Origin of the sequence: Bowmanella yangjiangensis, from assembly GCF_017255015.1 — a bacterium.
GTDB classification, from domain to species: Bacteria; Pseudomonadota; Gammaproteobacteria; order Enterobacterales; family Alteromonadaceae; genus Bowmanella; species Bowmanella yangjiangensis.
On the sequence record NZ_JAFKCS010000008.1, the window covers coordinates 129544 to 143874 of the forward strand.

Annotated in this window: 12 protein-coding genes; 4 read left to right on the forward strand and 8 right to left on the reverse strand. The window is 51.0% G+C overall.

Features of this window, described 5'->3' with window-relative positions; genetic code table 11:
• Positions 1-45: 45 nt before the first annotated feature.
• The 6 genes from J0A65_RS10410 to J0A65_RS10435 form a co-directional block, all read right to left on the reverse strand.
• The gene (locus tag J0A65_RS10410) at positions 46-378 is read right to left on the reverse strand and encodes a DUF3325 domain-containing protein (protein ID WP_206594113.1); all 333 of its coding nucleotides are present in this window, start codon (positions 376-378) and stop codon (positions 46-48) included.
• Positions 378-1961, reverse strand: a complete 1584-nt coding sequence (locus J0A65_RS10415) for a PepSY-associated TM helix domain-containing protein (protein WP_206594114.1) — start codon at positions 1959-1961, stop codon at positions 378-380. The genes J0A65_RS10410 and J0A65_RS10415 overlap by 1 nt, the downstream gene beginning before the upstream one ends.
• The gene (locus J0A65_RS10420; protein WP_206594115.1) at positions 1958-2245 is read right to left on the reverse strand and encodes a hypothetical protein; all 288 of its coding nucleotides are present in this window, start codon (positions 2243-2245) and stop codon (positions 1958-1960) included. Before J0A65_RS10420 ends, J0A65_RS10415 begins: the two co-directional genes overlap by 4 nt.
• Before the next feature lie 173 nt (positions 2246-2418).
• A complete protein-coding gene (locus J0A65_RS10425; protein WP_206594116.1) occupies positions 2419-3504 on the reverse strand; it encodes a collagen-binding domain-containing protein in 1086 nt (361 codons plus the stop codon).
• Positions 3505-3602: 98 nt separating this feature from the next.
• Positions 3603-6341: an XrtA/PEP-CTERM system TPR-repeat protein PrsT gene (gene prsT / locus J0A65_RS10430; protein ID WP_206594117.1), complete on the reverse strand. Its 2739-nt coding sequence runs from the start codon at positions 6339-6341 to the stop codon at positions 3603-3605.
• Positions 6342-6440: 99 nt separating this feature from the next.
• The gene (locus tag J0A65_RS10435) at positions 6441-7106 is read right to left on the reverse strand and encodes a GntR family transcriptional regulator (RefSeq protein WP_206594118.1); all 666 of its coding nucleotides are present in this window, start codon (positions 7104-7106) and stop codon (positions 6441-6443) included.
• Positions 7107-7350: 244 nt separating this feature from the next.
• Between J0A65_RS10435 and J0A65_RS10440 the strand changes: the two genes are divergently transcribed.
• Positions 7351-8571 (forward strand): M24 family metallopeptidase, encoded by a 1221-nt coding sequence (locus tag J0A65_RS10440; RefSeq protein ID WP_206594119.1) that lies wholly within the window; start codon positions 7351-7353, stop codon positions 8569-8571.
• Between the two features lie 2 nt (positions 8572-8573).
• Here J0A65_RS10440 and J0A65_RS10445 read toward each other — a convergent pair whose 3' ends face one another.
• Positions 8574-9368, reverse strand: coding sequence for a hypothetical protein (locus tag J0A65_RS10445; protein WP_206594120.1), 795 nt, complete (start codon positions 9366-9368; stop codon positions 8574-8576).
• Positions 9369-9375: 7 nt separating this feature from the next.
• A complete protein-coding gene (locus tag J0A65_RS10450) occupies positions 9376-9579 on the reverse strand; it encodes a hypothetical protein (protein ID WP_206594121.1) in 204 nt (67 codons plus the stop codon).
• A 157-nt stretch (positions 9580-9736) separates the two neighbouring features.
• Here J0A65_RS10450 and J0A65_RS10455 point away from each other — a divergent pair, with 157 nt between their 5' ends.
• The 3 genes from J0A65_RS10455 (at position 9737) to J0A65_RS10465 (ending at position 14297) form a co-directional block, all read left to right on the forward strand.
• Positions 9737-10174, forward strand: a complete 438-nt coding sequence (locus tag J0A65_RS10455) for a nucleoside deaminase (protein ID WP_206594122.1) — start codon at positions 9737-9739, stop codon at positions 10172-10174.
• 72 nt (positions 10175-10246) lie between these two features.
• Positions 10247-11002 carry a type 2 periplasmic-binding domain-containing protein gene (locus J0A65_RS10460; RefSeq protein ID WP_206594123.1) on the forward strand — a complete coding sequence of 252 codons (756 nt, stop codon included), beginning with the start codon at positions 10247-10249 and terminating at the stop codon, positions 11000-11002.
• A 103-nt stretch (positions 11003-11105) separates the two neighbouring features.
• Positions 11106-14297, forward strand: a complete 3192-nt coding sequence (locus J0A65_RS10465; protein ID WP_206594124.1) for a DEAD/DEAH box helicase — start codon at positions 11106-11108, stop codon at positions 14295-14297.
• Positions 14298-14331 lie beyond the last annotated feature (34 nt).

Consider the following 14331-nt stretch of genomic DNA (forward strand, 5'->3'; position numbering starts at 1 on the left):
TTTTCAATTCCCCAACATAAGGCTTTTATTCCGCACTGTGAAGTGTCAGTTCACATACAGACCACTGACAATACAAACCACTAAAGCCCCAAATTGCAGATACCGAAACTTCCCTGAACTTGCCAGCAAAGTGACAAGCACAATCAATGCGGCCGCTGTCATAGTACCTAACCAGATTAACACGGCGTATGCTGCCCCTTGCCAAACCCAGGCACTTAATAGCGCCACTGCCAACAGGCACCAAGCGCCGATAAGCATCCAGCGCCTCTGGTTCGCTCCGGGTTCTTTGCCATAAAGACGTCGAAACTGAACATGCCGGCTAGTGGCAAAAAAACTCATGGCCAGTACATTCAGCGCCATCACCAATAAATAGCTCATCAGCAGTACGCCTGACTAAGCGATTGGCCAGATGCTGATGAAGCCGACTTGGCACAGCGTGCGGCTCCCCACAGTGCGAGGATGCCGGCCAGCATCACGCACAACTCCAGTGCTGCCAGGGGCCACTGTCTGGATTGCAGATAAGCAATAAGGTGATAATTCGTGGTCATGGCATTCACCATGGGCAACGCCAGCGCCATGGCCGCCACCAGCAACCAGCCCAAGGCCCAGCTTTTATAGTCCGCGCGAATCAGCGCCAATACCAAGGTCAGGGCGAAACTGATAAAGAACCCATTTATTTCCCATTCAGCACGGACGTCGAGCCCGGCTGGCAATAGGCGGTTAAGATACAAATACACCATAGCGGACAATGGCAGACCAACGACAGTCGCCAGATTCATGCCTTGTACCAAGCGCAGATTCCAACCTGGAGGGCGTCCTAGCCGGAGGTTTTTCTCAACCAAACGTCTGGCCCATAATATCCCGCCTGAGGCGACCATCACACAGCCCAATATGCCACCAACCACAAACAACCAACGCAAAGACCAGGGCGAGAATTGCGCCGTATGCAGGGCAATCATGGTATTGGCTGTCCTTTCTGCCGCATAAAACTGCGCTTCTCGGGTTGTGCCCAATACCTCTCCTGAGGCGTCATACAAGCTGGCTCTGGCGTAATGCGCAATCACACCGTCGGCTTTACCGTACAAGGTAATGCGGGCATTGATATCTGCCGGGTTATCTATGCTGATACGGCTTATCGCTGCTAACTCTTTGTTATCCTTGAAATGTCCGATAAGTTGTTGCCAGTCAACTGGCTGGGAAAGTGGCCGCCCTGCGCTGGCGACAGGTTTGAAAGTTGGATTCTGGTCGCTAAAAAAGCCGGCCATACCGCCGGGATAGACCTTTTCCACTGGCGCGGGCATATACATAAACATTAAAGTGAGCAAACCGGTATAGGTGATCATTAAATGAAAAGGCAAGGCAAACACAGCACTTAGGTTATGTAAATCCAGCCAGGTTTTGGCCCCTTTTCCGGCTCTAAAAGTAAAAAAATCTGCAAAGATACGCCGATGAATCACCAGGCCTGTAATTAATCCAACCAGCATCACCATCGCGGCGGCACCCACTACCCAACGAGCCGTCATGGGCGAGATGTAGTGCAAATCGAAGTGCAATCGGTAAAAGAACTCTCCCCCTTTAGTATCCAGCAGAGCCGCCCATTGTGTATCGCCGTCCACACTAAGATAACCTTTCACGACACTGGCTCGTCGTTCACCTGGCTGCGTTGCCTCTCGGTAGCGCCAATGCAGCAAGGGCTGACGTTCGGTAGGTAAGTCAATTACCCAACTTGTTGCATCCGGCGCACGCTCATTTAGCAAGTTGAGTACACGGCTAAGCCCCGCTGTATGCTGGGTATAGTCAACCGGCTTCAGCCCATGGCTTTTTGGCTGCATCCACCAAGTAATTTCGTGACGAAAATAACTCAGGGTTCCGGCGAAAAACACCAGGAAAAGCAACCAACAGGTCAACAGTCCTGCCCAGGTGTGTAGCCAGGTCATAGAGCGGAAAAACGAGCCCCTCATGCTACCCCCCCAGCTAATCCGTAGTTAAAGACCCAGGCCAACAGCCATAAACCACCGAGATCAGTCAGTGCCCGCCAATGATGTCGAACATAAAATGCCCACATAACCAGGCCAGCGTAGAGCACAAATGAAAACAGCATGACACTGAGCACAGATTCCAGTGGCGCTAAAGGCAGAATTCGGGCGCACAGTACCGCCAACTCCGAGGTTGCCAGATAGCCAACCACAGCCGCACTGATGACACGCAATAACACCCCAAAAGAATAGAGGGATACAACAGACAATTTCATTCCCTGAATTTAAAAACGAGAATTATTATCAAAAAGAACTAAAAACTCAAGAGCTAAGCCCCTCATTGAGCTAAACCAGCCGTGGATATAGCGATCCCTGCCACTGTGCGTCAGCACTAAGCAAAAAAAACCGCTCGGAGAGAGCGGCTTCTTATCTAATCACAAATTTACGCCAGCGCGACTCGTCTGGTGGTCATCGGTCTGCCTCGCTGCCACATTAACAGCCCGGCCAACAATGCGAAAAATCCAAACAAAGAAGGTTCGCTCACCTGACCTGGCGGATTGGAGCCGACAGGCGTGAAGGGATCGTAGTTGATCTGCATATTCCCTTCCCAGGAATTCGCCATAACTTGCCCCCATATCACCGATGGGTTAGCGTAAATAGCTGCATTGGGCGCCAATACTGAGCCATATAAATCAGTGGCCAGATTTACCTGTGTCGCGCCAGCAAAGTTGTACAGCACCTGGCTGGCTAGGCGCCCCTCCAAATTATGCTCTTCGTAATGGTCGCCAGTCCGTTGACCGTTAATAATCACGCTATGCTGCTTTAAATGCACGCAGCCAGTTTGACCAGCATCACAATCATAGCCTGTCCAGTTTCCCTGACCGGCTGCAATACCGTTAGGGTTACTAACATTAAAAATAATAGTGGCGTTATCTGCTACACCATTCACAAACCAATCAGTACTGGCATTAATTTGCTCTTGTGTGACATTAAACACATAAACGTTGTCTTCAGGAGTGCTGGTCGGATTAAAGTCCAGTCGGCTCCATTGATGCTCTGTCACAGCCGACACAGTGCGTTCCGCCAAGTCCTGTGAAAGCTGATTGAGATGAGCAAAAGCACTATCGAAATCAACAGGAAGCTGGTTAGCGTTGACCTTAATCAGATTAGCTTCAATATTGCTGCCAGAGACCGAGCCAGCATACACAAGGTCACCAGAATGCGGTGCCAAATGGGCGCCGTCTTCATAGACGTTAAGATGACCTGAGCCCGATTTAAGCACACTGCCGCCGACAACCAGGCTGGGGCCGCTGCCCATGCCAAATGCATCAATCTTAAAACCCACGTCGTGGCCACCATTAACCACCACATTGCCACCTACAGCAATGCGTCCCTGAGTGTCAGAACCGGAAACGTTAAAGTTTTGCTTGAGAAACAGGTTGTAATCAGCGGCCTGGCCAAAGTCTACAGGGCCTGCAAAAACAGACATACTGCATAACAAAGTAACCGCGGCTGTTAGGAACTTCATAAGCCATCCCCTGTTAAAATTCGCTCAATTATACAGCAACTTGGTGGATTGACAACGCTGTCAGTTCAGACCAGTTGCCTCCCAGAATTTAATACGACTCACTTTATCTTGCCGCGTAACTCATCAGCTAAATCTTGTTGTAGGCCATGAATCACGGCCCGTTGCAGCATTCTACTGGCCTGCTCATTTTCACCCAACGAATGCAAGGTGTAAGCTAAATGATACATAATCATCGGGTTGCTGCTGTCGCGCATCTGCGCTTCCCTGAGTAAGGTCAGCCCTTTGCCAGTCTGCCCCTGTCTGGCATATATCCACCCTAAGGTATCGTTAAATTGCGCAACTTGTGGTGCCAATTGATTGGCTTGCTCGGCATACTGCTGCGCGGCCACTAAGTCACTTTCCATCAGGTAGTAGGCCAAGTTATTGAGAAATATCGGGTTTTCTGCAAGCTTGGGATAGGCCTTTAAGGTGGCGACCGCCAATTCCGATGCATTTTGCTGAGCTGCTAAGCTGGACAGTTGTGCCACTGCCCAGCTGTCCATAGGGTTACTCTTTAACCATGTCTGTAGTAACTCTAAGGCTTTATCAACCTGCTCATACTGGCTATAGAGCGACGCCAGCATCTGCATATTGGCACGTTTTGGTTCTGCTAGATAAAGACGTTCAGCTTGATTGAGTGCCACTTCCATCTGACCATCAGCAATCAGGGCATGAACCCTGAGTTCTTGCCAGCGGGGGTTGTCAGGCATGCTTTTTAAGCCATTATCCAGGATTGACAGCGCAGACTGGCTATTACCCTGGGCCAGCGCCACGCGGGCCAATAAATAAATGTCTATCCGGGCAGCATCTAAGCTATGCAATCTGGCCAGCGATTTTTCTGCCCCGGGCAGATCCCCCAAATCCAACTGCTTGTGCGCTACCGAATGCAGTTTAACCAGGTCGTCATAAGCCAGACCATACAAGGCCTTCAGGGTACTAACCGCTTTGTCTTTAAAGCCTTGCGCCTCTTCCAGCTTGGCGCGGGTGAACAATAAAGCCTCATCCAAATTACGACGCTTTAGGATCTGCTCAAGTACCCCTTGAGCATCCGTCCAGCGCTCTGTCTGCAAATAGAGTTCCAGCAGCGCCCGATTAGCCTCGATATCGTCACTTTCCCGCACTTGCTCCAGCAAATAAATGGCTTTACCTGTATCGCCGATAGTCATCGCCAAATCGGCATACAGCTTGTTAGTCGCAAGATCCTTAGGATCCTTTGCCAGCACCTGCTGATATTGTGCTTCTACCTTCTCCAACTGTTTTTGATTCAGATACATACCGGCCAAAGCCAAATGTGCCACCTTAAATTCCGGTGCCAGACGAATGATCTCGGTAAAAAAGCGCTCAGCGTTGTCTGGTTGACCCAGCTTCAGTGACAACTCACCGGCCAACTGCAGTATTTCTACTTTGCCAGGATGCTCATCCAAAAGGGCCTGAGTGGTTTTACTGGCATCGGCCAGTTGTCCATGCTGCAATTGTAAAAAGCCCAATAAGGTGCGACTGGCAAGATCATCACCTTGCATCTTCTCAAGTTGTGTCATGGCTTTGGTATATTGACCACTGGTGACCCAGGCTTGAATCAGAGCCTGACGCACACCTGCATGAGCGGGAAAACGCTGTTGCGCTTCTTCCAGTAGCGATAGAGCTGCTGATAGCTGCCCCAAGCCCTGTTCGATGGTGGCGGCCAGTACAAACACCTCTGGATCCTGCCTTGATATTGCCAAAGAGCGTTCCACCTGGCGCTTGGCCTCGCGCCAGTTACGTTGTTGCAGCGCTATCATCGCCAGATAGCGATGCGCTGAAGCAGTCGGACCGTATTCATGAATAAAGTTGTCGAACTTGAGACGCGCCGAATCTAACTTGCCGCTGGCGTAGTCTACAACGGCACTCAGAAAGCTCACTTCACGCATTTTGCGCACAGAGTCGTCCACACCAGATAGCTGATGCTGAATATCGGTCAACAGTTGTCGCGCTTCACGCTCTTGGCCTTGCTGAGCGACCAGCGCCGAATGCATTAGCTTGGCATAGGGATTACCCGGATTCTTCTCACGAAAAGCCAGTACCAGTTGCAAGGCTTGCCCCAATTGCTCGTGTTCCACAAGCAATCCGGCCTTACCTAACATTGCCTGCTCGCTTCCAGGTTTTAGGCGCAATGCGCGGTCATAAGTTTGTTCAGCCAGCTCAAAGCGTTCTTCGATACGGTATACATGCGCTTGTAAAATCAAGGCGGGGAAGTAATCAGGGTCGACGCTAAACACCTTTGCAAGCAATTCAGATACACCCACCATCTCATCCCGTTGCAGCGCCATCTCAGCTAAGGCCGTCAAGGCTTCAAGATGGGCTGGTGCGAGGTTCAGGGTTTGTTGAAAAGAAGCTTGTGCCGCCTCTCGATTGCCCTGTGATTTTTCTACTACGCCCCGTAAATAGACATAATCCGGCATATTTTGCAGAGAAGCGTACCGCTGCAATAGGTCTTCAGCGTCGGTGAAGTAATTCTGTAAAAGCTTGGCCCTGACCAAATTGAGCACCACAGCCCGCGCGTCGGCTTGCATCTCCAGCGCCAGCGTCAACTCTTTATCTGCGGCGGCAGCATTGCCAGACTCTAGCAACACCTGTCCCATCAGTACCCTGGCTGGCAAATAATCCGGCTGTAAACCTAAGCAGTTTTTCAGCTCAATAATGGCAGCATCCGTTTTGCCTTGCAGTTGATACTTAACTGCCGCTTCGTAATAAGCTGAGGCCTCATTGGCTGACGCCGGCAAACAGCAAAGCAAAAGCGCTGCATATAGAAGTCGTTTCATGGCTTTCCAGGATCCGAGGATTTGATGGCGCAAGGGTAAACGCAGAAATGTCAGGAGACAACAAAGGTTGTCAGAATAGACCTGGTATTAAAATGTGGCTCAGGCCTCGGCTTCCATCTTCAACAGTAATGCTTTGATATCATCTTTTGCGCTGACAATATGCTCCTGCAGAAATGCACAGGCTTTTGAACTGTTGCCGCTGCGGCACAAATCCAACAGTTCCTGGTGGCCATCCGGGGCACGATCCACGCCACCTGACTGCATAATATGCATACGGGCATAGCGCTCAGAGTTCTTGTTGAGCATATTCACCAGCTCTTCGGTATGCGGGCGCTCTGCACGGCTGTATAGCTTGGCATGAAAACGACTGTTAAGTGTACCTGTTGTTAGGTAGCTATCACCTGCAGCGGCAGCGGTTTCCAGCTCATTGAGCAAAGCTTGAGCCTCAGCAAAGTCCTGTTCAGTCAATTTGTGGATTGAATGTTTAAGTAGTTCGGCTTCTAACAATGCCCGCAATTCAAAGATTTCATCCACCTGGGCAGCAGAGAGCTCTGTCGCAGTCGCCCCTTTATGGGCTTCAAACTCAACCAATCCTTCACCTTCCAACTGCAGCAGCGCTTCACGAATCGGGATCCGGCTGACATTCAATTCTTCTGCCAAGGCCGCTTGACGAAGCGGATCGCCAGCCTTAATGTCGCCGCTGAGAATCTTTTCTCGTATCGCTTCAACCACAAGTTGAGTGCGGGTTTTATGTTCTATCGCCATGATGGCTCCCTGATTGCATATCGCATACATTATACTGATCCCGGATCTGAGTACCAGTGGCACCCCTATAGTCATAAAACTTTGCACTATACCCTGACAGCATAGTTGGTTGCTGAAAACCACGTCGGGCAAGGCTTGCGAAGATGACTTTTGTCAGCCTCGGGCACACAAATAAAGGCATTAGGCCAAAATACAACCCTACCGCCTCAGTCTGGCACTGAGCGTTCTTGTTGGAGAAACAGATATGAGCACCCTAGGTATAGGTGGCAAAACCCCAGAACAGGCATTAGCCCTACTGTCGGAAATGACCAACGACCTGCAGCCAATTGGCCTTGATGAACATCGTGCCAGAATAGCAAAAGCCCAGGCCTACATGCAGGCCAATAATATTGCGGCCATTTATCTGAATGCCGGAACGAACTTGGCCTATTTCAGCGGCCTGCGCTGGTATGCCAGTGAACGCATGGTAGGCGCGGTTCTGCCAGCTCAGGGCGACCTGGAATTCATCGCTCCGCATTTTGAAATCGGCACATTGAACGATTACATGCTGGTACCCGGCAAAGTTAACGCCTGGCATGAACATGAGTCACCTTATGCACTGTTTCTCAACGTGCTAGCCAATATGGGAATAGAGGCTCCGGCGCGAATCGGTATAGATGAAAGTGCCCAGTTTTTTATCTTCGATGGCATCAATCAACTTCAACAGGGCTTTAGCTTAATCAACGCCAAGGAAGTCACAGCCCATTGTCGTATGCATAAATCAGCATCTGAATTGGCCTTAATGCAGCGCGCTATGGACATGACCCTCGCCGTACATAAAGCCGCAGCCAGTATTTTGCATGAAGGTATCAGTACCACTGAAGTGGAACAGTTTATCCAGCAAGCGCATCAAAAAGTGGGGGCCAGCGGCTCCTATTTTTGTATCGTGCTTTTTGGTGTGGCGACATCTTTCCCGCACGGCGTAAAACATGCCCAGCAACTGAAATCCGGTGACATGGTACTAATCGACACCGGCTGTAAGGTACATGACTATCTGTCCGACATTACCCGCAGCTACGTATTCGGCCAGGCCACTGCTCGCCAGCGAGAACTGTGGCAGGCCGAAAAACAGGCGCAAGCTGCCGCCTTTGAGGCAGCCCGGTTGGGTGTGGCCTGTGAAGAGGTCGACAAGGCCGCCAGACAGTCTTTGATGCAAAGTGGCTTAGGGCCGGATTATCAGCTTCCTGGCCTGCCTCATCGCACTGGTCATGGTATCGGTATGGATATTCATGAGTGGCCCTACTTGGTAGGCGGCAACAGGCTGCCTCTGGCACCCGGTATGTGTTTTTCCAACGAGCCGATGATAGTCGCCCCGGAGGAATTCGGGGTGCGTCTGGAAGATCATTTTTATATGACCGAACATGGTCCTCACTGGTTTACCCAACCCAGTCATAGCATTGACGATCCTTTTGGCCTTAAGGCTTAAACTTAACAATATTGCAGGGGGGTTGATTTGTTTTTATCTCCTTGCACCTTTTTGCTGCGAACTAACTCTTCATGCATTCTATCGTCATATCGGCTGGCGGAGACAATATCGGCTTGTCTCAGAACAATGGTGACTTTTTCCGCAATGGCGTCATAGTAAGTGGTCCAATACACTTCCAGTGTATCTTTATCTCTATAGCCACTCTTAACCGGAATTACGCTCACTTCCTGATCTTCGCCATGTTTGTCATGTTCTCCAGGTTCTGCTCCCCTTTGAATAGCACAGACGTAGACCTTTCTATTTTCCATCGACAAAATAAGCAAGGTTCCCTGTGTCAATGCGGACTCCAGAAGTAAGAAATCTAATGGGCTATCCCTTAAAACCTCCAGCGATACCTGGCTTTTCCAATCGTCTCCGTGCTCCTTTTTCAGCCTTTTCGTTGCAATGCCCGAAAAGCTACGTGCTACCAGAAAGCTGAAGATAGTTAGAACCAAAAAACACAATATCTGTCGAGAAATCTCTGGGCTAACATTGAAAAAGTCTTGCAGGGGTTGCGTGAAAGGATCATCCAACAACCATTGATGGAGGGGTGGGCAAAAACTCGCCAAGAACAAAACTAGGCTATTTATAATAAGCAGTAGCGTAGTAGCAATGAGAACCTGAAATACCCCCTGACACACAACCTTGAGGTAAAGGTGCTGACCTTCAAAACGATAAAGCTTTTGTCTGATAACGGGGTGGGTGCTACAAACCGTATAACCGGCTAAGAGAATGGGGATGATAAGCAAAGCAAACATTGCTCACCTAATCCCGATATAGATGGGCCTGTCTCTGCGCGTACTTAACGACCTCATGCTCTTTTAAGGCATTACGGATCTCTTCAGAGTCAATCTCAACGGTTCCTCGTCCGACGTACTCAACCTTACTGTAACGTTTAACCGGCAGTACAGTGCTATTAACACTGTCAATGGCCAAAAATTTATCAAGGCACTTACTCAACCAGCTCATAAATTCCCCCTGAATATGTTGTCTTATTCATCGTGAAACATATTACCTGCAAAGCGATTATAACCTTGATTGTTCAAACTTCATCACCTCAGGAGAAATAAACCACAATTTGTCTTATGCTGGCATTACATCGAAAGTATAAATTCAAGGTAAGAATATGGATGCATTTCTTCAGGCGGCAATTGAGCAGGCCAGATTAGGTCAGGCAGAGGGAGGGATCCCCATAGGTTCTGTGCTGGTGCACAACGGTAAAATTCTGGGTGCCGGGCACAATCGGCGTGTACAACAAGGTAGCGCCATTTTGCATGGAGAGATGGATGCCCTGGAACAGGCTGGACGCCTACCAGCCAGCGTGTATCGCGAGTCCGTGCTTTACACCACCCTGTCACCTTGCTCAATGTGTAGCGGTGCCATCTTGCTATACGGCATACCCAAAGTGATTATCGGCGAAAATAAAACCTTTATGGGCGAGGAAGATCTGCTTCGGGAACGAGGCGTGGAGCTCAGCGTGCTGCAGGATCATGACTGCATCGCCATGATGGAAGACTTTATTACCCAACACCCAGAGCTTTGGAACGAGGACATCGGCGAGTAATCGCCTTAATCCGGCATGCCAGCAACATCCATAGCTATGCCAAACCGCTTGCGACAGATACTCAGGGCTCTGATGCTATGTCTTGTCTCCCTGTTTTTAAGCCCAGCTATTCAGGCCAAGGAAAAAATCGCAGTCGGAGTCTATGAGTATCCCCCCTTCTTTGCTCTGGAGGAGCAACAATCCCGCGGGGTTATCCCCGATCTTTTGCGACTTCTCAATCAAGCCCAGGATAAGGTTGAATTTACCTTATACATCACAACTGCTCGACGTCGGTATAAGGATTTCCAGGACGGCAAGTTTGATATGTTGCTGTTTGAGAGCCTGGACTGGGGCTGGCGGGGTTACCCTCTGGATGCCTCTATCACGTTTTTTACCGGTGGAGAGGTATGGGTTGCTTTGGCATCCCTGGACCGCGATCAGCGTTATTTCACGCAGTTTGAAGGTAAAAGGTTAATTGGTGTGCTGGGCTATCATTACGGTTTTGCGGGTTTGGACGCCAATCCAGACAGTCTGCGTCAACGCTTCGGCATGCAACTGGTGGACAGCCAGGATAAGGTTATTGGATTGCTGTTGCAGAAGCGCGCCGACATGGGCTTAGTGGCAAACTCTTTTATCAATCGCTATCTGTATCTTCATCCTGAACTCAAGTCCACATTACTGATATCACAAAGCTTCGACCAGCAATACCAGCATGGGGCACTGCTACGCCGGGGTGCCAAAATTGAGATCCATTGGCTAAATGGAGTATTCACCGAGCTGCAACAAAGCCAGCAATTGCAACGTCTTTGGCGCAAACATCACCTGCTGGCCGCCCACCAAGCCAAGTGAGCGCGTTTAGACGCAGATTCCCCCGCCTTTACCTGTGAATTCGATGTTGGCTGTGACATTATAGCGGCCCTGATTAGGGCCCTGGCGGAGCACAGCCTGTTTTATGCGTTCGATTAAAGAGCTGGAAAAGCTTTTTACCACCCGCGACTGGGAGAAAGGTCGCTCTCTTTACCTGCAAGGCCATATCGACAGCCTGAATTACGACCCGGAAGACAAGATGCTAAGCGGCGATGTCACCAGCGAACGTGGCCGTGGTAGTTATGATGCATTTATCGATTGGGGCCTGAAAAAAGTTATCTGTGATTGCAGTTGCCCGGTGGGGCGTTTCTGCAAACATGCTGCGGCGCTGGTGCATGCGGTACTGGATAATAACAACCCCATGCTGGATACCCCGGATCAGGTGGTGGCCGACTGGCTGGAAAGCCTCAAATCATCGAGTCCACGCCAGTCTTCCGCCAAGCAGGATGTTCCTGTGTATTTGCTGTCACCAGCACGAGTCCGTGACAGCAGCGGTATCCGGGTTGAAGTGCGCCTGTCCAGGTTACTGAAAAGCGGCAATCTGAGTAAAAGTCTGCGCAATACCTATCTGTCAGAGCAACTGCTGCGCCAGGTGCAGGAACCGGACCGCCAGTTACTGGCCAGCCTGCTGGCTCATCGCGACCCCTGGGGAATTGTGCGCGAGTTGGATGCGCTACGCCCGATACTGGCAAGCGGCCGCAGCTACTGGCAGCATATGGGTGATTTGCCCTTATCTTTGGCCGAGCCACTGGCTGGCGAGCTTAAGTGGCTACAGCAAGGTAAGAATCACAGTCTGCATCCCATTGTAGCGGGCACCCCTGCCGGTGCAGTGGAGCTGGTGCCGACCAATCCCCTTTGCTATCTGGATGAGGTTCATCAGCAACTGGTGCCGGTGGATTTTGGTCTGGATGCCAAACAGGCCCTGGCACTTATTGACGGCCCGCCAATGCAGGAACAGCAACTGGTCTGGGCCTGGCCGATGATGCAGCAGTTGCTAGGTGAACAAACCAACAAAGTCCCGGCCCCACCTGTGGCGCAAAGCCTGGCTATTCAGCCGCCGGTGCCGCATCTGCTGCTGAAAAAACTCAGCCGTCACCCTGAAAGCTGCGTGGCACGGCTGAGTTTTGATTATCAAGGCCAGCGCATCAGCCCTTATGCCGCCGAAACCCTATTGTACGACCCGGATGGCAAGGCTATTCCCCGTGATAAGCAGTTTGAAAAGCAGGCCATCGATAAGCTCCGTGCAAACGGTCTGACACTGGCCCAGGCCAACTTTAACTATTGGTCGGCCCCCCAGTTTGACTTAAAAGGTGACAATCAGACCTGGTTTGCCCTGCTGCATAATCTGCTGCCCAGCCTTAAGCAAGCCGGATGGGTGATCGAAATAGAAGACGGCTTCCCATATCAGGTGGCTGCCACTGAGGCCAATATTGAAACTCAGATAGACTATCAGGAAGGGGATTATTTTTCCCTGGCCATGATGATTGATGTGGGCGGGCATAAACTGCCGTTGTTCCCGATATTGCGCAGCGCCTTGCAGCAACTGCCAAAGGCCAGCCTGCAGGACAGCAGTCAGGATGAGCACAGCCATCTGTTTATTGAGCTTAGTGACACGCAGGCCTTGCCGTTGCCACTAAGCCTGATCCGCCCGCTGTTAAACCAGTTTGTTGAGCTATTTATGCCGGGCAATCTGAATCCGGACGGCAGCCTTAAACTATCCCGCTTTCAGAGCCATCAGACACTGGCCATACTGGACAATCACCAGGCCATCGGCAAGGGCCTGGACCTATTGCGCCAGACCGCAGAAAAGCTGCGCCATTTTGACGGTATCAAACAGGTAGAGGTGCCGGATACCCTGCAGGCACAACTGCGCCCATACCAGCATCAGGGCCTGAACTGGATGCAGTTTTTACGTGAGTACGGGCTGGCTGGCATTCTTGCTGACGACATGGGGCTGGGTAAGACATTGCAAAGCATTGCCAACCTGTGTGTGGAAAAACAGACCGGCAGACTCACCCAGCCCGCCCTGATCCTAGCCCCCACCAGTGTGATTTTTAACTGGCAGGCCGAACTTTCCCGCTTTGCCCCGCATCTGCACAGCATACTGTTATACGGGCCGAACCGACACCAGCACCTGGCCGAAATAGCTGCTGCCGATGTGGTGATCACCAGCTATCCGCTGGTACAGCGCGACAGTCAGATTCTGGCCGAGCAGCACTGGCATTATCTGGTGATGGACGAAGCCCAGACCCTGAAAAACCCCGGCGCCAAGTTATATGAAGCCGTTTCAGGTCTTAAAGCCAGCCACAAGCTGTGCCTGACCGGCACGCCGATGGAAAACCACCTGGGCGAGCTGTGGGCCCAGTTTAATTTATTGCTGCCGGGCCTGCTGGGTAGCCATAGTCACTTCAGCAAATTGTTCCGTACCCCCATTGAAAAGCAGCAGGATGGCGCGCGTCGGCAATTGCTCAGCGAACGTATCCGTCCCTTTGTCCTGCGACGCAGCAAAGACAAAATCGCCCAGGAATTACCGGCCAAAACCGAGATTATCAGCAAGGTCAGAATTGAAGGAAAACAGGCTGAACTTTATGAGTCGGTGCGACTGACGGTGGATGATACGCTGCGCGAAGTGATTGCCAACAAAGGTCTGGCCCGCAGTCAGATAGAAATTCTCGATGCCATGCTGAAACTGCGTCAGGTGTGTTGTCATCCGCAGTTGCTGTCGCTTGCCTCGGCACAGAAGGTCAAGCAATCGGCCAAGCTGGAACTGCTGATGGAAATGCTGCCGGAACTGGTCAGTGAAGGGCGGCGCATTTTGCTGTTTTCCCAGTTCACTTCAATGCTGGAGATTATTGAGCAGCAGCTGCAAAAACAAGGCATAGGCTATGTAAAGCTAACCGGCGCTACCCGCCAGCGCCAGCAGGTTATCGACCAGTTTAAGCAAGGCGATGCGCCGCTGTTTCTGATCAGCCTTAAAGCCGGTGGTACTGGCCTGAATCTGACCGAAGCCGATACTGTGATCCATTACGATCCTTGGTGGAATCCGGCGGTGGAAAACCAGGCCACCGATCGCGTCCATCGTATCAGCCAGGACAAGCCGGTATTCGTGTATAAGCTGATTGTTGAAGGCTCCATTGAAGAACGCATTCAGTCATTACAGGAACAAAAAAAACGCCTGGCAAAGGCCATTCTGGCCGACGAACTGGCCGATAACAGCAGTGACCTGAACGCCGACAGTCTGCAGGCCCTGCTGCAACCTTTGCAAGGTGTTGGCTGAGGGCAGGTGATTTTCACCACAGAGGGCACGGAGA